Annotated in this window: 15 protein-coding genes and 1 tRNA gene; 6 read left to right on the top strand and 10 right to left on the bottom strand. The window is 57.5% G+C overall.

Translation table 11 applies throughout. The features are described 5' to 3' along the window. From HHJ06_RS10005 to HHJ06_RS10015, 3 genes are all read left to right on the top strand, one after another. Positions 1-3,162, top strand: a complete 3,162-nt coding sequence (locus HHJ06_RS10005; RefSeq protein ID WP_215429316.1) for a UvrD-helicase domain-containing protein — start codon at positions 1-3, stop codon at positions 3,160-3,162. A gap of 97 nt (positions 3,163-3,259) precedes the next feature. Beyond that, a complete protein-coding gene (locus HHJ06_RS10010) occupies positions 3,260-3,694 on the top strand; it encodes a hypothetical protein (protein ID WP_215429318.1) in 435 nt (144 codons plus the stop codon). Positions 3,695-3,818: 124 nt separating this feature from the next. Next, complete coding sequence (locus HHJ06_RS10015; protein ID WP_215429320.1) at positions 3,819-4,532, top strand: hypothetical protein; 714 nt, start codon at positions 3,819-3,821, stop codon at positions 4,530-4,532. A 353-nt stretch (positions 4,533-4,885) separates the two neighbouring features. Here HHJ06_RS10015 and HHJ06_RS10020 read toward each other — a convergent pair whose 3' ends face one another. From HHJ06_RS10020 to HHJ06_RS10045, 6 genes are all read right to left on the bottom strand, one after another. Next, the gene (locus HHJ06_RS10020) at positions 4,886-6,271 is read right to left on the bottom strand and encodes a DUF6056 family protein (RefSeq protein ID WP_215429322.1); all 1,386 of its coding nucleotides are present in this window, start codon (positions 6,269-6,271) and stop codon (positions 4,886-4,888) included. Positions 6,272-6,296: 25 nt separating this feature from the next. Next, positions 6,297-7,742, bottom strand: a complete 1,446-nt coding sequence (gene rseP / locus HHJ06_RS10025; protein WP_215429324.1) for an RIP metalloprotease RseP — start codon at positions 7,740-7,742, stop codon at positions 6,297-6,299. A 748-nt stretch (positions 7,743-8,490) separates the two neighbouring features. Next, entirely contained in the window at positions 8,491-8,874 is a 384-nt protein-coding gene (gene rplT, locus HHJ06_RS10030) for a 50S ribosomal protein L20 (RefSeq protein ID WP_022396602.1), read from the bottom strand. A 149-nt stretch (positions 8,875-9,023) separates the two neighbouring features. Further along, positions 9,024-9,233, bottom strand: coding sequence for a 50S ribosomal protein L35 (gene rpmI, locus HHJ06_RS10035; RefSeq protein WP_012420592.1), 210 nt, complete (start codon positions 9,231-9,233; stop codon positions 9,024-9,026). 55 nt (positions 9,234-9,288) lie between these two features. After that, positions 9,289-10,797 carry an MGH1-like glycoside hydrolase domain-containing protein gene (locus HHJ06_RS10040; RefSeq protein ID WP_215429327.1) on the bottom strand — a complete coding sequence of 503 codons (1,509 nt, stop codon included), beginning with the start codon at positions 10,795-10,797 and terminating at the stop codon, positions 9,289-9,291. 305 nt (positions 10,798-11,102) lie between these two features. Further along, complete coding sequence (locus HHJ06_RS10045) at positions 11,103-13,256, bottom strand: excinuclease ABC subunit UvrB (RefSeq protein WP_215429329.1); 2,154 nt, start codon at positions 13,254-13,256, stop codon at positions 11,103-11,105. Positions 13,257-13,342: 86 nt separating this feature from the next. Between HHJ06_RS10045 and HHJ06_RS10050 the strand changes: the two genes are divergently transcribed. Next, positions 13,343-13,723, top strand: a complete 381-nt coding sequence (locus tag HHJ06_RS10050; protein WP_215429331.1) for a hypothetical protein — start codon at positions 13,343-13,345, stop codon at positions 13,721-13,723. Positions 13,724-13,763: 40 nt separating this feature from the next. Here the strand turns inward: HHJ06_RS10050 and HHJ06_RS10055 are convergent, their stop codons facing one another. Then, on the bottom strand, positions 13,764-14,216 hold the full coding sequence (locus tag HHJ06_RS10055) for a hypothetical protein (protein WP_215429333.1): 453 nt from the start codon (positions 14,214-14,216) through the stop codon (positions 13,764-13,766). A gap of 108 nt (positions 14,217-14,324) precedes the next feature. On the opposite strand from HHJ06_RS10055, the gene HHJ06_RS10060 reads away from it, so the two are divergent. Further along, positions 14,325-14,409: transfer RNA gene (locus HHJ06_RS10060), tRNA-Leu, on the top strand. Between the two features lie 509 nt (positions 14,410-14,918). Then, positions 14,919-15,860, top strand: a complete 942-nt coding sequence (locus HHJ06_RS10065) for a hypothetical protein (protein WP_215429335.1) — start codon at positions 14,919-14,921, stop codon at positions 15,858-15,860. 21 nt (positions 15,861-15,881) lie between these two features. Here the strand turns inward: HHJ06_RS10065 and HHJ06_RS10070 are convergent, their stop codons facing one another. The 3 genes from HHJ06_RS10070 to HHJ06_RS10080 form a co-directional block, all read right to left on the bottom strand. Further along, positions 15,882-17,042: an MFS transporter gene (locus HHJ06_RS10070; RefSeq protein WP_215429337.1), complete on the bottom strand. Its 1,161-nt coding sequence runs from the start codon at positions 17,040-17,042 to the stop codon at positions 15,882-15,884. 227 nt (positions 17,043-17,269) lie between these two features. Next, positions 17,270-17,650, bottom strand: a complete 381-nt coding sequence (locus HHJ06_RS10075) for an NADH-quinone oxidoreductase subunit A (protein ID WP_215429339.1) — start codon at positions 17,648-17,650, stop codon at positions 17,270-17,272. 158 nt (positions 17,651-17,808) lie between these two features. After that, the gene (locus HHJ06_RS10080) at positions 17,809-18,621 is read right to left on the bottom strand and encodes a Cof-type HAD-IIB family hydrolase (RefSeq protein ID WP_215429341.1); all 813 of its coding nucleotides are present in this window, start codon (positions 18,619-18,621) and stop codon (positions 17,809-17,811) included. Positions 18,622-18,842 lie beyond the last annotated feature (221 nt).

Genomic DNA, 18,842 nt, shown 5'->3' on the forward strand with positions numbered 1-18,842 from the left:
ATGTCCTCCCTGACCAACATGCTGATCTCCGCATCCGCCGGAACGGGAAAAACCTACCAGCTTTCCCTGCGCTTTCTGGGGCTGCTGGCCCTGAACCACGGGAACCATCCGGAACGGCTCATCGCCATCACCTTCACCCGGAAGGCGGCGGGAGAATTCAAGGACCGCATCCTGACGGACCTGGCGGCGGGCGCCACGGATGAGACGGGAGCGGCACGGCTGAAAGAACAGCTATGGACGGTCATCAAGGGAACGCCCGGGGAACCCGGCATCTGGCCCGGAGCACCGGATTCATGGCGGGCAGAGAACCTTCACCGCGAGCGTTTCCGCCACCTGCTCCGCATCCTGGTGCAGAACCTGGCGCGCCTCAACCTCTGCACCATTGACAGCCTGTTTGCCCAGATTGCCTCCGCCAGCACCTTTGAACTGGGCGTCAGCGGATTCAGCATGATTGACCCCACGGCGGAAAAACTGGCGCGCCGCGAAGCGCTGCTCTCCCTGTACCGGGAATGTTCCGGGGACCGGGAACGGAGGCAGAATTTTGAAGACGCCTTCCTCTCCGGAGCGGATTCCGATGCGGAAGCCGCGGATGCGGAGGATTCCATGATGCGGCGTCTCCATACCTACCACGAACTTTTTCTGGATGAACCGGACGCCGGAACCTGGGGAAACCCCGCCGCGCTGGGCTTTACGCCGGAAGAACTGGTTCCCCCCGTTCCCCTGGAACAGTTTGACGCCCTCCTGCATGCCCTGGCCTTCAGGGCGCAGGAAGCCCCCGCGCCGGAAGGAAAAAACGGGGCCAAAAGCAAAGAGATGTTCCTGCGCTTCCTGAACGGCTTCTCCCGGTACGCCAGGCTGGGCCGCGTGCGCTTCCGCACGGAGGGAGGTTCCGGCTGGAACATCACCATGGAAGAGGCGCGTGAGAAATTCCGGGATTTCTGGTCCCCCCCATTGGAAGAGCTCATCCAGAGCTGGCTCCGCATGGAGGTGCTGCAGGCGCTGCACCGCACCCGCGCCACGCACGGGCTGATAAGCCTCTTTGAAGGCAAATATTCCTCCCTGGTCCGCAGCAAGGGGAGATTCCTGTTCCACGACGTCACGCGCATGCTGGGGGACGGAGTCATGACGCCGGAGCTGAAAAGAGACCTGCAATACCGCATGTACTGCCGGTATGACCATTGGATGCTGGATGAATTCCAGGACACATCCCAGTCCCAGTGGCGCGTCATCAAGCCCTTTCTGGAAGACCTGACGGAATCCAAGGCCGGGAATGAAGGCAGCATCTTTGTGGTGGGGGACATCAAGCAGAGCGTGTACCAGTGGCGCGGCGGGGACCCGGAACTTTTCCGCTCCGTCTCCATCCAGCTTGACCTGGAAGAACGCGGCATGTCCACCTCCTACCGCTCCGTGCAACCCGTGCTGGACCTGGTAAACGATGTTTGCGACTACGCCCGGACAGCCCCGGACTGCGAACCCGCCGCCCTGGAGCAATGGGGGGAATATCCGGAGCACCGGAGCGCGCCGCACCTGGAGGGGAAGCCGGGAGCCGCCCAAATCTGGCAGACGCCCAAGGCGGAGGCTTCCACGGCCAACGACCTGGTGTGCCAGGCGGCGGCAGACATTCTGGAACGCACGGGAGCCCTGCGCCGCGGCCTGGAGACTGCCATTCTGGTCAGCACGAAAAACCAGGCTCTGGCCATTAAAACCTGGCTGGCGGACCACGGCATTCCCGCGGAGGTATGCGACGACGTTCCCGTGGGCGTGGACTCCCCCCTGGGGAAAAACCTGCTGTACTTTTTCCGCTGGCTGCTCATGCCGGGAGACCCTTTTACCGCGGGGCTGCTCACCCATTCCCCCCTCCAGCCCCTGGTCACGCCGGAACGGCGGGAAGGCATGGGCTGGCAGGGCTGGCGTCTTCTGCTGGAACGGGACGGCTACGCCGCCGTCATGGAAGAGGTGGAACGCAGGCTGGCCCTGGGAGGGGCGGTCCTGACGGAATTCCACCGGGACCGCCTGGCCGTCTGGAAGAATGAGGCGGAACAGGTGGATGAAAAGGGCATTTCCCTGGATGAATGGATCAGGCACATGGAAGACCTGACCCGCCGGGAAGACCCCGCCGGCGGCATCGTCCGCATCATGACCATTCACAAATCCAAGGGCCTGGGATTTGATATCGTCATTCTGCCGCAGATCGGCAGGGACGCCCCTTTTGCGGATGGAAGACACCTGACCCACTTTGTCAAAAAGAACCGGGAAGGAGAAATAGAAGGCATTGTGCTGGCTCCTTCCAGGCACGTTTACACGAACGTCCCGCAGCTTGAGACTCTTTACCGGGAATGGCGCGCCCGGCAGCAGTTTGACGGATTCTGCAAGCTGTACGTGGCGCTCACCCGCGCCAAACGGGCTACTTATGTCATTCTCCCGTACAAGGAAGACAAGGGGGAAACGGTTGCGGACTCCATGTGGAAGGTTGTCCGTTCTGCGGCACGGGCCTGTGAAAAAGGCATGGAGAAAATCCTTCCGGAATCCGGAGCGGAATGCCTGTATTCCTGCGGCCATCCCGAATGGTACGGGGAGTTCACGGAAACGGTACGTGAGCGAACGGAAGAAGAGATGCCCGAATGGCCCATGCAGCAACCGGTTATCAGGGAACGGATATCCCCCTCCGGTCCGGCTGTGCTGGAAAATGCGGCCCATGAAGGGAAGCATGCCGCGGATGTGGAATCCGCCGCGTTCGGTTCAGCCGTTCACGCCGTCTTTGAGCGGATCACCCGCTGGAATGAGGAGAATAAGCCGGAATGGGCCCTTCATCCCGCCACGGAAGCGGAACGCACCGTAGCCGCCTGCCTGGAGGCCCCCTCCATCCGGGAGCTCTTCACCCCCCCTGAAACGGCGTGCATCATGAAGGAACAGCGCATTGAGGCCATTGACGGGAACAGCTGGATTTCCGGCGTGATTGACAGGCTGATCCTTCATGAAGGAAGCGCCCGCATCGTGGACTTCAAAACGGACCACGCGGAATCCCCTGAACAACTGAAGGAACGCCACTCCGGCCAGTTGAACGCCTACGCCCGCATCGTATCCAGAATTACCGGAATACCGCCGGAACATATCACGTGCATCATCGTTTCCACTCACTTGAAGGAAACCATCCGCGTTTAAGGACTCCGGTCCCCTCTGCACACTTCCCCTGCCGCCCCGCCCGCGTTCCTGTGTTAATCCGTATGGGAAAAAACCTCGCGCAGCCTGGCGAACCGGAATGGAAAACAGGCGTCCCGAAGACATCCTTGCCGGAAAAACCGCCCAACAGGGGCAGATGTATTCTCCGCTGAAAGGGGCGCCGGACGTCACGATAAAAGAACCGGAGCAGTTAACGCCCTGGTCAACAAGCCGTGCCGGAAGTTGTCTCCGGGGGAGAAAGGCATGCGCCGCCCGTTTTCTTCATGGGGTGTTTGAGCCGTGGAATGGCAGCCCTCCGATGAGAAGCCAAGCTTCCGCCGCCACTGCGTTACCCCAGCGAAAAATGGAAATCCGCTCCATGCCGTTGTTCGCCTGCATCCTGCGTTCCGCTCATACCGCCTTGCAGCCTGAAGGCTCCGTCATTTATGAGAATCCCTTCAGGCGAATATGCCGCCTTGCGTTTAAGGGATTGTTCCATGAATCAAATAGCGTGTATCCGCCATATTTATCTTGATTGGCCGCGGACAGGCAATTATGCTGAAGAACAATTTACATTCGGGATTTATATCAACACCCGGGGGAAGCTCCGTCTTCCGAGTTGATAACAGATATTTGCGTCTCTGTTACAAAAAATGAACATGAAATACTTGAATCAAGAGATAGAACATGAATTAACAAGCCGGGGAGCAAAGCTCGTACGCTTTGTCAGCATAGCGCATTTAGACGAAAAGCAAAACAGAAAACTCCCTAACGCCATTGTTTTTGCATTTCCGCTGACCGCGGATTATGTCAGGAAGGTAGTTGATACTCCCGATTACGTACAGGCGCGGATAGAGGATCATTATAATTTTGATGATGATGAATATACGCAGACTGAACATAAGGCGGGAGAAGTTGCGGATGAATTAACCGGGTTCATTGCCGGGAAGGGTTATCAAGCCAAATCCCAATCCGATGCAGGATTGGTGGCTGAAGAAGTATTCAATTTTGAGGTAAAAGAATCTGTCTTGCCTCATAAAAAAGTTGCCTTGCTTGGCGGATTAGGGTGGATTGGGAGAAACAACTTGTTGATTACTCCTGAATACGGAGCGGCACAATGTCTTGGCACGGTTTTAACCGATGCGCCGCTGGAAACCGTACTGCACGAACCTTTTTTACCTAAGTGCGGCAATTGCAATATTTGCAGGAAAATTTGCGAGAAACAGGTTTTGAAAGGGAAAACATGGAGTCCGGCCATTTCAAGAGATGAAATAGTTGATGTATATGGATGCAGCACCTGTTTGAAGTGCCTGGTACATTGTCCCTGGACTCAAAAGCATACAAGGAAATCCGCTAAAAAAATCAATCATTAAGCAAACGTCCCCGCCAGATAAATTGAATGTTGAGGAACTCCAAAAGCCGGGTTCCTCCCCCTCAGTAAAAACAGGATGACCGCCTTCCCCCGGAAAGGGAAAACTCTCTCTCCGGATGCTTTACCGGCCCTGTCTCAATTTTTCGGGATAGGGATATATTGTTCCATTTCAAGTTGATAAGCACCTTTGCAGCTTCTCTGAACGCGAGTTTTCAATCTGGGTTATATATCTCAGAAAGAAGGTTAAAAAACCGGAATTTCATGGAAATGGATGGGCAAGAAAAACAACGCCGCATTAACAGACATTATATTCGACTGGAGCTTCCAGAAAACGGACTGCCCGGGAAAGAATAATCAATGCTCCGAAACAGCTACCCGGATACTTTCAATCCCCAGATAGCGGGCAACGGAACGGTTGATGAATTCATCAGGGTCACCGCTGCCCATGCGCCACATGACGGAGACATAAGGAGCCAGCGGCACGGGCTCATAAGGGGGAACCACAATGTTCTTCTCGCCCTTTTCCAGTTCATGGCGGATGAACATTTTCCGTTCCCCGCACTGGCGGTGGATGCGCGGGAAGGCGTCCAGATACCCGGAGCATACCCACAGGGCCAGACTCCCCGCAGCGGCCAGAAGGCAGGCCGGAATCCAGCGCCGCCGCACGGTATCCAGCCACACTCCGTACAGCCCCAGAATGCCCGTCATCATCAGTACGGTGGCGGAGAACATGGCATGCCAGGCGGGAATGACGCGCACAAAAAAGCTGACCGCCATGGCATGCGCCACCAGCATCAACAGCAGGGAAACGCACATGCGCCGTCCGGAAGCTCTCTTCCACCAGCTCCACCCTCTCCTCCACGTCAGCAGAGCCAGGGCGGCCACCGCCGCAACCAGCAGAAATCTAGGCAGCAGCATGAACTCGTAAAAGGCATTCATCAGCTCCGGGACGGCGCTGAAACGTTCCGCCCAGGAATGAAGAACGGCGGCGCCGCCCGCCGTTTCCGAATGAAGACGCGCCGCGTTGCCGGGGGCCAGCAGGAGACAGGCGCCCCCCAAGGCATGAAAACCCCAGCCGAACAGGAACCAGCGGGGAAGAATCATCCCCCTCCAGCGCGCATACACCCAGTACAGGAAGAGCATGCCCAGGGAAGCGGGAACCTGGTTCTCATTAGTCATTCCGGCGGCAAAAGCCACAAGGCTTATCCAGAGCCATGACAGGGGCCTGTCCGGAATCCGGGACGTTCCGGCCAACAAGCCGCGGTACAGGCACAGGAACCCCAGCCAGACGGAGGCGGACCAGGCATAATTAGTTCCTCCGGACAGCCAGAACATCGTGATGCCGGGCCTGGAGGAAGAAGTGAGCAGAAGAAGGGCCCCCACGGAGAACAGCAGCACATCCCTCCAGTCCCCGGGATTCACCCTCCTTCCCCGCGCCAGATAAAACATCATCAGCGCCAGGGAAAGAATCACGAAGGGATTGACGGCCAGAAAAAGCCACTTTCCCGCCGTGGCCGTAAAGATAGCCAGGAATTCCCCCAGGCGGGGATTCCAGTTCATGTACGACCACCAGCACCGTTCCAGCACGGGCCGGAAGGCCAGGCGGTGGTCCGCCCCGAAGACGGAATGCATGAAGCTGTCCCCGGTGAAGGGAGTCCACCAGGTAAGCAGCATGGCGTACGCAAGGAGCGCCAGCACCACCGCCCGGAACAGGAAACACACCGCCAGTGACCGCTTCATGGAATCAAGCCGGAGATGGGCGCGTTTAATCCGTCACGGCCTTGAACACCGGGGCGGGCAGCTTATCCGGCTTTTTGCCGAAGAAGTCCCCCACGTCCTTGAATGTCACGAACAGGAAGAAGCCCATCAGCACAAAGACGAAGCCGAACTGGACGAATTCCAGCACCTTCACATTCAGGGGACGCCTGAAGACCAGCTCAATGGTGTTCATCACCACGTGGCCGCCATCCACCACCGGAAGGGGCAGAATGTTCAGGATAGCCAGGTTCACGTTCAGCACCACGGCAAACCACAGGGCCAGCTTCCAGCCTTCCTCCAGGGAGAACATCTTGTAAAACTGGTTGGCAATTCCCACGGGGCCGGAGAGGTGCTCCACGCCCACGCTGCTGCCGGGGGCGACCACCTTCGCCAGGGTATCCCCCATCCATTTCAAGCTCTGCTTGATCTGAGCCCACGGAGTGGGATGCACGGTTACGTCACGCCCCACGGAGCTCAGGTCCCAGGTCACGCCCAGAATGGGCTGTGCGCCCTTGAGCACGGAACCGTCCGAGCCGTTGTGCCAGTTTTCCGGAAGCCTTCCCTGGATGCTCACCTGCCTTGCAGCGCCGTCCCTGGCCGTCACGTCCAGCAGGAGCGGTTCATTCTTCTTCAGCAGGACATCCAGCGCCGCGGGGCTCCAGATGCGCACCCCGTTGGCCGCCGTCACCACATCGCCCGGCTTCAGCCCGGCCTGGGCTGCGGGAGAGTTGGGAAGCACTTCCCCTACCACGCAGGGCATCGCCTGCATCAGCCCCACCTGGCGCATGCCGGAGCGCTGCCACCAGGAGGTTTCCGGAATCCGGAAGCCGCAGGAAATATCCATCTCCCCCTCATGGCCCGGCCTCTGCACCGTAAAGACCACCTGGTCATGCTCGCCAAGCATGATCAGTTCACGCACGCCTTCCATATTGCCCGCCCATTTGTCCACCGGGCGGCCGTCCACCTTCACAATCTTGTCACCGGGCAGAATGCCGGACTGCGCCGCAGGACTGTCCGGAGCAACGAAGCCTACCGTCGTCACCCCCATTTCCACATCCGGCTTGCCCACCATCCAGACGGCCACGGCAAAAAACACGGCCAGCAGGAAAGAGGCGATGGGGCCGGCGGCGGCCACAATGATCTTGTCCAGAGGAGTGACGGGCTTCAAATCCTTGGGGAGTTCCACGCTCCCTTCAATGGCCTCCATGGGAGCCATCTGCGGCAGGGAGACAAAGCCCCCGGCAGGGATCCAGCCCAGTCCCCACTGAACGCCGTTAATGGTTTTTTTCCAGATGGGACGTCCAAACCAGATTTGGAACCTGTCCACATACAGGCCGCGCCAGCGGGCGGCGAAAAAATGCCCCAGTTCATGAATGAAAATCATGAAGTTAAACAACATCACCACGCCAAAAATAATGCCGATGGTGGTAAGAACGGAAAGAACGTTATCCATGGTAGTGCTTTGTCATTAAGTGTATCATGGCACTTCCCGGCGAACAAGCTTCAAGGATGTCCTAATGACAAAGGACGGGTTTGATTCTGAACAGACGGCAGAAACGCCAGAACAGCAGGAGAGGACTGTCTCCAAATTTTCCATGCCGGGCGTTCCGGGCAAATGCTGAAAGGGCTGGCCTGCCGGGAAAAAGACGGCAGGTTCCTTAAAATGGGCGGCCAATGGAACGCCAGGTTATTTTATCCTGCACTATTCCGCCAGCCGGTGCGGGCCGTGCAGGGCCTCCCTTCCGCACAACGTGGAGGTATGCCGGGATAATACGCATTCCGCAAGGATTTGGAAGTAGTCCTGTGCAGGATGGCCATGCGCGGGAAGGAAGCCTGAAATGGGCCGTTCCTAACAAAATGCCATGCCCTGTCTTCCTGTCCGGCTGTCTGGACAGCCTCTCCAAGGAAAGCCCCCTGATCCGCAAAAACTATCCCGCTTCCATCCCTTCCCTGGTGCCGGTTGACGCCAACGGGAACAAAAACCGCTTCCGGAACAGGGATGGACTGATGCGGAAGAAGGAGGAACTGGCCAGCGCGGCAAAGGAAAAGACACGTCTCCCGAACCCGAATAAACGAAGCATCCCCGCCGGAGTTCCACAGCTTTTTCCCGCACCCGGACATGAAAACGCAAAACAGCCCCGGAAGATTACCTTCCGGGGCTGTTTGTTAATATTTACTGAACAGATGGACTCTGCTGCGTCTTAGGCGCGGAGAGCGGCACCATCCTTGGCTTCAATGGCCTTCTTGGCTTGCGCGAAGATGGCGTCAAAAGCCTTTTCGTCAGAGACGGCCAGGTCGGCAAGAACCTTGCGGTCCAGATCGACGTTGGCGGCTTTCAGGCCTTCCATAAAGCGGGAATAGGTCAGACCGCGGTCGCGGACGGCAGCGGAGATACGGGCGATCCAGAGACGGCGGAATTGTCCCTTCCGGCGCTTGCGGTCACGGTATTCATACTGCCAAGCCTTGTAAACGGCGTCCTTGGCGTAGCGGAAGAGTTTGCTGCGGAAACCGCGGAAACCCTTGGCACGCAAGAGGATGCGCTTACGGCGCTTGCGAGAGGCCGGTCCATTAGTGGCACGTGGCATAGCTTATTTCTATTTCTATCTTGAACAGACTGTTCTTCCTCACCTCCCTGCAGTCTCGCCTGTTCTTATCTTCTCATTGGAAGAAGGCTGCATGAAGGCCCCCCGTTCAGCGGGGGGAAAGCTCGGCGTTGGTCGAGCGTTTCCGCGGTTTAGGCGAAAGGCAGGTTCTGCTTGACTGCCCAGACTTGCGTTTCGTCCACCAGAGCCACCTTGCCAAGCTGACGCTTGCGCTTGCTGGATTTCTTCTGGAGGATGTGGCGCTTACCCTGTTTACGGCGCAGTACCTTGCCCGTGCCGGTAACCTTGAAACGCTTGGCGACTGCCTTGCGGGTTTTGTTGATACCACCTTTGCGGGTCATGGTGGAAGGAGTATAGGCGCCAATCCGCTCTTGGCAAGCGGAAAATGGGACTGAATCATTTTTCCGGATAAAATCCGCCTGTTCCCTGCCTGCCCGGCTCCGGGAAAGAAGGAAGGGAGATGACGCTTTCCCCTGCCGGGACCGCATGGGCGTTTCCGTTGACGTACAGGGTATAGGGCACCGTGCTCCGCACGGCGATGCTCTTTTTACCGTCAAAGACAATATCCGTGGTTACGGGGCCGAACGCCAGGCGCCGGATTCCATGCCTCCCCTTCTCCGGGCGCAATCTCCACCGGACTTCCCGCCGCGCGGCGCTGACTTCATGAAAGCCCAGCACGTTTTCAATAAACAGGGAAACGGGCCCGAGGGCGGACCACCCGCAGAAATCCGGCCTGACGCGGCGCCCGTGCTCAATGGAAGGACGGTTGGCGGAAGGGCTGTAGCACTCCCAGATGGTATGGGGCTCAACTTCATGATAGGTTTTCAGCTGCTGCATGAGAACCTTTTCCGCCAATTCATCCGCCAGGTCCGTATAGCCGTAGCGTTCCAGCGCCTTGGTCGCCATATAGGCGGTAGGCAGCCAGACGGCCCCGCGCCAGTAGTTGCCGGTTTCCGCGTCAAAGTCCCTGTCGCTCCTTGCCAGCGTGGGCCAGGGGAAATCTCCGCCGAATTCGCCAGCCTTTTTCACATGCTCCACCATGCGGGCGGCCTGCTCCGGGGTGGCCGCCCCGGCCAGCAGCGGCCAGAAGGAGGCGATTGTTTTCACGCGGCAGGGCTTTTTGGAGGCAATGTCCACATCATAGTAAAAACCGTCTTCCTCATCCCAGTACAGTTCATTGATTTTTCCGGCCAGGGCCCGGTACTCCTTTTCCCACGCCAGGGCTTCTTCCTTTTTCCCCAGGGAAGAATACAGTTTGCCGATGCAAAGGGCGGACAGAGCCTGCTGGGAAATGGCATCCACCCACAGGATCTTGTCATAGCCGCCGGAATCACGCCCGCGCGGCGTATTGTCCATCCCGCTGGCTCCCCCTGTCCACGTGAAGCCCTCCCGGCCAACCACGCCCCGGTGAATGGGATTGCTGCTGTAGGGCACCTTCTCCCCCTTGGGAGCCGTGTTGAACCAGTGGAAGTGGCTCTGGAGGAACTGCTCCTGGAGAAGGATGGCGTTCACCCGGTCCGTGTCTCCGGAAAACTGGTAGTTTTCCCATTCAAGCCACGCGAACAGGGGCGGATTGTCCCTCAGGTGGATGCGCAGCGGCGTAGAAGCTCCCCGGTGCATGGGGTAATAGAAATTGTCCAGGCTTTCCTTGCCGGGAAAGGACTTGGGCGCATATTTGGAAAACAGGGCCATGAAGCAGGTATCCCAAATCCAGATATCCGTTTCATAACAGTTTTCATCCAGATAGGGGGAGGCGGGCAGCCCTTCCGGCCCTTTCCTCACCCGGCCAGCGGCAATCTCCCACGTTTTTTCGTACAAGTCCACCAATTCGGCATTGGGATAAACGGGGAGGGGAATTTCCTCCCTCCATTCCGTGGCGACCGTATCCGCATGAGGAGCAGCCATGGAAAAAGAACCCGGCATAAGAGCCCCGGCCACCAGGGCAGCAAGCAGGCTACAGCAATTTGTGGAGATCATCGTCAACCGCATGAAGGGTATACGCCCGCCGGGCGGCAATTCATTCACGGCCTTTCCTTCTTTTTCCCGCGGGCGCCCTTCACTCCGGCCCAGCACAAGGCGCTCCGATTCCGGCAGACAACAAATGCGCCCTGCCAGGACGCATTAACGTGCAGGAAAAAGACATCATTTACCCCACCTCCCGTTCCGGAACGCCGGACAACCACGTTCCCGGAGGGAGAACGAGGCATCCCTCAAGAAGTGCCCTGCCCTTTTTTACCGCCTTCACGCATTTGCCTGATTTCATCCCGGATCAGGGCGGCGCGTTCAAACTCCAGATGGGAGGCCGCCTCCTTCATTTCCGCCTCCAGCCTGGCGATGCGTTCTTCCAGCCCGTACCCGGCCTCGTCTTCCGCCACGCGGAAGGACTCTTCATCCTCCTCTGCGTACAGCTTCAACTGCCCCTGCTCGGACCGGCTCACGGTCTGCGGAACAATGCCGTGCTCCCGGTTATACTTCTCCTGGATGCTCCGGCGGTAGTCCGTCAGCTCAATCAGCCGTTTAATGGAATCCGTCATGACATCCGCAAACAGGACGCACTCCCCGTTCAAATGGCGCGCGGCGCGGCCCGCCGTCTGCACCAGGGACGTTTCATTGCGCAGGAATCCTTCCTTGTCCGCATCCAGAATGCACACCAGGGAGACTTCCGGCAAATCCAGCCCTTCCCTGAGGAGGTTGATGCCCACCAGAACGTCTATCTTCCGCGCGCGCAGGGCACGCAGGATTTCCACGCGCTCAATGGCGTCCACATCCGCATGGATGTAGGAGACTTTCAGCCCCACCCCCTTCAGGTACTCCGTCAGGTCCTCCGCCGTCTTCTTGGTCAGCGTCGTGACCAGCACGCGTTCATTTTTGGCAACGCGCTCGTTGCACAAAGCGATCGTCTCGTCAATCTGCCCTTTCAGCGGGCGGATGGTGATCTTCGGTTCCAGCAGGCCGGTGGGGCGGATAATCTGCTCCACAATCAGTGGGGTGGAACGCTTGGTGGGATCAAACTTCTCCACCGGTTCCGTGGACGGGCTGGGGGTGACGCGGATGTCCTTGGGGGAGGTGAAGAGAATCCCCTTGAACCCCTCCGGCGCCTTTTCCCCGGACCTGGCGGCGCGGCGCACGGGAATGTAAGTCCTGTTGTCCGCACGGCAGTTCACCAGCTCAAACGGCCCCGGCGTGGCGGAGGCGTACACGATCTGGTTCTGCCTTTCCATGAACTCATGGAATTTCAGCGGCCTGTTGTCCAGGGCGCTGGGCAGGCGGAAGCCGTGCTCCACCAGAATGTTTTTCCGGCTGCGGTCCCCTTCGTACATGCCGCCCAGCTGGGGCACGGCCACATGGCTTTCATCAATCAGGGTCAGGGAATCCTTGGGGAAGAAGTCCAGCAGGGTGGACGGGGAACTGCCCGGCAGGCGCCCGGAAAGATGGCGGGAATAGTTCTCAATCCCCTTGCAGAAGCCCAGCTCCTCAATCAGCTCCAGATCGTAATCCGTACGCAGTTTCAGGCGCTGCGCCTCAATGAGGTTCCCATGCCTTTCAAACCAGCCCACGCGGTCTTCCAGCTCCTCCCGGATGGCTTTCAGCGCCGCGGCGCGCTTTTCCGGGGCGGCCACGTACTGCTTGGCCGGGAAAAAGGTATAGCTCCCCAGCCGTTCCCGGACGCGCCCGGAATTGGAATCAATCAGGGAAACCCGCTCCACCTCGTCCCCGAAAAACTCCACGCGGATCGCCTCCCCTTCCGAGTAGGCGGGGAACACCTCCACCACCTCCCCGCGCACGCGGAACGTGCCGCGGGTAAAATCAAAATCCTGCCGTTCAAACAGGCGCTCCACCAGCTGCCGCAGGAACACGTCCCGGTCCATGATGTCCCCCTCACGGATGCGCAGCGTCAGGTTGCGGTAATCCTCCGGCGTAGACAGGCCGTAAATGCAGGAGACGGACGCCACCACAATCACGTCCCGGCGCGTCATCAGGGAATTCATGGCGTTCAGGCTCAGGCGGTCCAGCTCGTCATTAATGGCGGAATCCTTTTCAATATAAGTGTCGGAGCTGGCGATGTACGCCTCCGGCTGGTAATAGTCGAAATAGGAAACGTAATAGTCCACCGCGTTATTCGGGAAAAAGCTTTTCAGCTCCGAATGAAGCTGCGCGGCGAGCGTCTTGTTGTGGGAAATCACCAGCGTGGGCCTGTTCATCCGGGCAATCAGATTCGCCATCGTGAACGTCTTGCCGCTCCCGGTCACCCCCAGCAGGCCCTGGTGCTTGTTGCCCGCCTCCAGAGACTTGAGCAGCTTGCCGATGGCCTGCTCCTGGTCCCCGGAGGGCTTGAAGGAGGAATTTAATTCAAAAGACGACATACGCTGTGCCGCCAGTATAATCCCGCCGCCCCGCCGGGCTAGGACAATGTTTGACAATTCCACCCTGCTGACCCAGTATATGCGGCATGTACATTCCCACGCAGGAAGAACGGTATGCAAAAAAAGGGTTCGTCTCCCTCATCCTGTGCGTCGTGGTCCCCTCCTGCCTGTACGTCTCCCTCCTGTCCAAACAGCTCATGATGGTGCGCGGGCATGAATGGGAAGCCATCATGAAAATCTTCCTGGCGTTCACGTACCCGCTGGCGGCGCTCATCGCCATGACGGGCATTCCGTTCTTCTGGTGGTCCGTGGGCGTCTCCCTGGCGGTTCACGCGGGAATCATCACCTGGCTGAAGGTGACCCCCCGGCTGTCCCCTAAAAAGGCCATCTGCATTGCCCTGTGCGTAGGGATGCTGGATTTCCTGTTTGTGAAGATATTCCCCTTTCCGGCGCAAATCATGGGCTGAACCTGCCGTGCGGAACGCCCGGAGTGTTTCGCCCCCGGGTTCAGGACTGTTTTTTAGCCAGGGCAATAATCCGCCTCTTGATTTCGCGCGCCGCTTTTTTGGAATCCGCCTGGTAGGCCTCATACGTAAAGCACTGCGCCCCGGAGCCGTCGCTGGCGGTCAGCACGAGCTTGGGATAAAACTTGCCCTTCTTCAGGGCTTCCTTCACGGGATCAGCCACCGCGAACTTTCCTTCCTTCACCGGAAGATAAACCAGCACGCACCGCTTCCCCACGGCTTCAAGAAACCCCTCCGTCACGCCGGCGGCCAGCGGGCAGGTGGTGGCCGTGTTGGTATAAAGATAGGCCACGGGCTTCTTTTGCTCCTGCGCCGTTTTCAGCGCCTCTTCCATCCGGTCCGGGGTAAACGCGCTTTTGGGGAGCCTGACATCCGCCCGTGAAGGGGGGAATGCGGCCAGAAGACAGACGCTCAACAGGGTAATTAACATTTTCATAGGCAGCCACCATACGGGCTGCCCCGGGGCATGTCAAAGACAAAGCCCCCTCCTGTTTAATCTTGAACGCCAGGGCGCGGTATGGCAGAGTGCGCCCAAGCATTCGTCGCGCCTGTGGCGAAATTGGTAGACGCGCCAGACTTAGGATCTGGTGCCGAAAGGCGTACAGGTTCGAGTCCTGCCAGGCGCACCATTCGCATCATCCATACTTGTTTCTCTTTCGAGAGCATGTTTAAGAAGAATTGATGAAAAAAGGAAAAGTATCCTACATATCGTTTGGTTGTTCATACGATAAAAATGGGGGGAACTTTTTCTGATGCGGCATTCCGGGCAGATGCCGGAAAAAATCTCCGGCTTCCTTTTTCCGTTACCGCCGATTGATAAAACCTTTTGAATCCCCTCTTCTTCCTGCGGCCTGAGGAAACGCCGCCGGGTTCAAAAACGGGTTCATTTCCTATCACAGTAAAGGAGCCATTACATTCACGGTTTCTTCAGAGGCGAAAACAATGGGAAACCGGCATGCAATAAAACCGCGATGCCTTTCCAGGATAAATAAACATAATTATTTATCATTAAAAAACTTGCTTCTAACAAAATTCCGCGTTAAGAAAAATGTGTTCTCTACCCTTCAATACAATGCGTTACTTACTCTCTATTCTGACTATCCTGGCTATCATCGGAAGCGTTTGGTACAATAAAGGCTTGACCAGCGAACATCATGCATCAATAGACAAACTTAATGCCAAACTGGAAGAAATACAAACAACTACGGAACCTAAAATTGCTAAAGCGGACAAGCAGCTGAATGAACTGTTTACGGCAGTTGATCTGGAAAAAGTAGATTATGAGAATAAGCTGGCCGTCATAGAATCCCGCCTGGGAGCCGCCCAGAAGCAACAGGAAGGAAAGGCTAAACGCGCTATCGTGCATCGTAAGCTTTCTGCCCAGGAATGGAAGGCTACGCTGGAAGCCTTCGGAACACGCCGGGAGGAAATAGCCAAGTTGCTGATAAAAAACCGGCGCCAAATAAGTGACAATAACCAGAAGCTGGCCTCCATTATTAAACGGGATACGGATGACATGGCGGAAAGGGAGGATTCCATGAGAAGGTCTGCCCGGTCATCCCTGTCCAGCGGCCGCGCGGGAGGGAGAGCTACGTCCTATGCCATCATTGAGGCCAAGGAAGCCATGGAAAAGAAGCATCGCAACATGGCGAAAGCCGTTGCTCTGCAAAACGGCAATCTCATGGATTCCATCCAGAAAATGGAAGGAGAGCTTGTACGGATGGACCGGGCGGAGGAAGAGTTCATGAAAGCCAATTCCCCGCACAATAAAAATTATGATCCTTCCGGCAGCCAGCTCACTCCTATCAAACCTGCCCATCCGGACATTCTGAATCTACAGAATGAACATAAAAAGGCACTTGTAAAACTCCAGCGGGACATTGACGCCCTTCAGGAGGCAAAACATGTTTTCCACGAGAAGCTTGTGCGGGAAAGAAAGGAAATCGACAAGCAGAAGATGGGACTTCAAAACGTTTACCAAGAACGCCTGCGTAACGCCCAATTCACGGGATACGGCGCAATTGGAATCCTGGCCGTGCTCACGCTGATTTCCTTTTCCTTTACCCACAGATACGTGTGAGTTTTTCTCCTTTTCCGAAGCTTACCTGAATTTTTTCAGGAAGGGAGCGACGAACGCCGTTCCCAGCCCGACCAGGGCAATGAGAGAGAAGGACCACCTCAGTGAGGAAGCATGGGCAATGTGGCCGATGACCGGAGGCCCCAGCAGGAAGCCCAGAAAGCCGATGGTGGAGACGGAGGCCAGGGCCACGCTGGGAATCATTTTTTTGGATTTTCCCGCCAGGCTGTAGCACAGGGGAACGATGGAGGAGGTACCAAACCCCACCAGCAGGAAGCCCAGCGTAGCGGACCACAGCATGGGGAACAGGACGGAGACCAGCAGCCCGGAGGCAATGAGGATGCCGCTGGCGCGCAGCACCCGCACGGGGCCGAAGCGCATCACCATGCGGTCCGCCGTAAAGCGCCCCAGGGCCATGGTGCTCATGAAGGCCACGTACCCCACCTGGACCAGTCCCGGTCCGGGCTGCACCACGCTTTCAAAGTATACGCCGCTCCAGTCAAACATGGTCCCCTCGCTCACCATGCTCCCGAAGGCGATCAGGCCGATGACCAGCACATACGCGTCCATGCTCCGGAACATGCCGCCGCCCTGGGTGGAGGAACGCCGCGCGTCCCGCGGCAGGAGAGTCCGGGAAAATACGGCCAGAATAACCATGCACATCAGGAAAATGGCGATGAAGTGCGTTTCCGTGGATACCTTCCAGTCCACCATCAGCGCTCCCAGCAGAGCGCCGAAGAATCCCGCCAGGCTCCACAAGCCATGGAACCGCGCCATGATGCTGCACTGGTACAGCCGCTCCACCCCCACACCCTGCGTATTAACGGATATGTTGGTTAAATTCGCGGCCACTCCAAAGAAAAACAGCCCCGCCGCCAGTTCCCAGAAGGAGGCCGCCATGCCCAGATAGACGAGCACGGCGGGATAAAAGACGGAAGCCGCCATCAGTATCCTGCGGCTTCCGTAGCGGCCCACCAGGTAGCCGGACAGCGCCATGGCGGACATTTGCCCTACTGGAACGGCAAAGAGCACGGAGCCAAGGTTGGCGTCATTCAGCCCCAGCGCCTTCTTGATGTCCGGAATACGGCACGCCCAGCTGGCGAATACCAGGCCCTGTAGAAAATAAAAGGTGCTGACCGACAGGCGGTATACGCCCTGCGTCGTTTTGGGAAGAGGCAGATTCATGCTGGATTTCCGGGTCACGCAAACGCTATCTCCATTCCCTTTCCCTGGCAAGAGAAATCATCTTTCATACAATAAGAATTCATCCGCAAAAGAGGCGTACAGGCAAGGAATAAGGCTTACAAAGATTCTCCCGCCATGGAATTTTTCAAGGCCTTTCCTTTCTTCCACATAAAAAACGCCGCGTTCCCCACGGAGCACGGCGTTTAATGAAATGGAATAAGGAAAGATCAGCGGGGATCGTGGTGCCAGTTCAGGGCGCCCTTGCCCAGCGCGTACAGGTAGGCCACCAGCAGAATGCCGATGAAGATGCACATGGCCGTGAAGGATTCCGGATTCATCATCACGTAGTCCCGGAAGTTGACGGCCCAGGGATAGAGGAATACCACTTCCAGGTCAAAGATGACGAAGAGCATGGCCACCATGTAGAATTTCACGGAGAACATCGGAGCGCCTTCCCCCATGGGAATCATCCCGCATTCATAAGGAACATCCGCAGGTTTGCGCACGGAAGAACGCTTGCCCATCAAGATACTGAGCAACAAGATAATGCCGGCCAGCCCCAGGGCTGCCACCACCTGCACAAGCACTGAAAAGAATTCCTGATTCATGACGTCTGGCACGGGTATACCACATCAACCCGGAAAAGCAAAACTAAAAAGGGCAACGGCGCTTCCCGCTGACAGGAGCTCCCCTTTCTTCCCGGAACCGGAAACGGCATGACGGTTCATCATTCCCATGCCCCTGCGTTCTTTGATCCCGCCAAGGTTCAGCCGCCGTGCGGAACGTAGGAGTCCAATACCTTTCCAAGCACCTGCATGACTCCGTTTTCCTCATTGGACGGAGCTTCAAACGCAGCCATGGCGCGGATTTCCGGCACGGCGTTCGCCACGGCATAACTGAACCGGGCCTGGCGCATCATTTCCGCATCATTCATCTGGTCGCCAAAGACCATGGTTTCCTCCGGGGAAATGCCCAGTTTACGCTGGATCAGCTCCAGCGCGCTTCCCTTGTCCGCCCCCTTCCGGCTGATGTCCATCCACTTTTCTCCGGAGACGGCCACCTGGAAGCCATGTTCCAGATGCTTCAAGCGTGGGTAGCTGTTTTTCTTGGCTCCCCGGAAATCATACACGGCAATTTTCAGCAGCCTGTCCCCCCGCACGTCCAGCAGGTTCTCCACCTCCCTGCACCGGGTGTAGTACCTGCGGGCCTCCCGGACAAATTCCGGCTGCTTGTCTTCAATATATGCGGAATCCCGGCCTGCGAGGACGATGCACGCGCCCTCAATGTTCCTGACCATTCCTATTATCTGCGCCACCGTTTCCGGGGCCATGTCCAGCACCAGCCATTCCTCCCCCCCGGATGCCGCATAGGCGCCGTTCTCCGCGATGAACAGCATCCGGTCCGCTACGGGAGCGAAGGTCCGGCGCAGTCCGTCATACTGGCGCCCGCTGGCCGCGGCAAAGCGGATGCCGCGGCGTTCAAGCTTTTCAAACAGGCTGAAAAACGCAGGGTCCAGTTCCCCCTTTCCATTGAGCAGCGTGCCGTCCATATCGGACGCAATGAGTTTGACGGAATCCATAACGTTGAATGGATCATCGTTCCCCGGTTCTTCCAAGGCAAGACCGGCTTCAGACAGCGCACAGCCGTGGAGGAAAAGACCTCCGCGGCAATAAATTCCCTTCCTCCTCTCCGTCGATGGAAAACTGGTGATTCCTGCATTTTTCCATTCCGTGGCCGGAAACATGCAAATGAGGACAATTTAAAGTCAGCCGCACACCCGCAATGCCTAACGCGTCATAC

This window comes from Akkermansia muciniphila, from assembly GCF_018709685.1.
In the GTDB taxonomy this organism is placed as follows: domain Bacteria; phylum Verrucomicrobiota; class Verrucomicrobiia; order Verrucomicrobiales; family Akkermansiaceae; genus Akkermansia; species Akkermansia muciniphila_E.

Bases quoted from the DNA above. Each gene is read 5' to 3' on its own strand.
- HHJ06_RS10005 (WP_215429316.1), top strand. From the start codon at position 1: ATGTCCTCCCTGACCAACATGCTGATCTCCGCATCCGCCGGAACGGGA.
- HHJ06_RS10010 (WP_215429318.1), top strand. From the start codon at position 3,260: ATGGAAAACAGGCGTCCCGAAGACATCCTTGCCGGAAAAACCGCCCAA.
- HHJ06_RS10015 (WP_215429320.1), top strand. From the start codon at position 3,819: ATGAAATACTTGAATCAAGAGATAGAACATGAATTAACAAGCCGGGGA.
- HHJ06_RS10020 (WP_215429322.1), bottom strand. From the start codon at position 6,271: ATGAAGCGGTCACTGGCGGTGTGTTTCCTGTTCCGGGCGGTGGTGCTG.
- rseP (WP_215429324.1), bottom strand. From the start codon at position 7,742: ATGGATAACGTTCTTTCCGTTCTTACCACCATCGGCATTATTTTTGGC.
- rplT (WP_022396602.1), bottom strand. From the start codon at position 8,874: ATGCCACGTGCCACTAATGGACCGGCCTCTCGCAAGCGCCGTAAGCGC.
- rpmI (WP_012420592.1), bottom strand. From the start codon at position 9,233: ATGACCCGCAAAGGTGGTATCAACAAAACCCGCAAGGCAGTCGCCAAG.
- HHJ06_RS10040 (WP_215429327.1), bottom strand. From the start codon at position 10,797: ATGGCTGCTCCTCATGCGGATACGGTCGCCACGGAATGGAGGGAGGAA.
- HHJ06_RS10045 (WP_215429329.1), bottom strand. From the start codon at position 13,256: ATGTCGTCTTTTGAATTAAATTCCTCCTTCAAGCCCTCCGGGGACCAG.
- HHJ06_RS10050 (WP_215429331.1), top strand. From the start codon at position 13,343: ATGTACATTCCCACGCAGGAAGAACGGTATGCAAAAAAAGGGTTCGTC.
- HHJ06_RS10055 (WP_215429333.1), bottom strand. From the start codon at position 14,216: ATGAAAATGTTAATTACCCTGTTGAGCGTCTGTCTTCTGGCCGCATTC.
- HHJ06_RS10070 (WP_215429337.1), bottom strand. From the start codon at position 17,042: ATGAATCTGCCTCTTCCCAAAACGACGCAGGGCGTATACCGCCTGTCG.
- HHJ06_RS10075 (WP_215429339.1), bottom strand. From the start codon at position 17,650: ATGAATCAGGAATTCTTTTCAGTGCTTGTGCAGGTGGTGGCAGCCCTG.
- HHJ06_RS10080 (WP_215429341.1), bottom strand. From the start codon at position 18,621: ATGGATTCCGTCAAACTCATTGCGTCCGATATGGACGGCACGCTGCTC.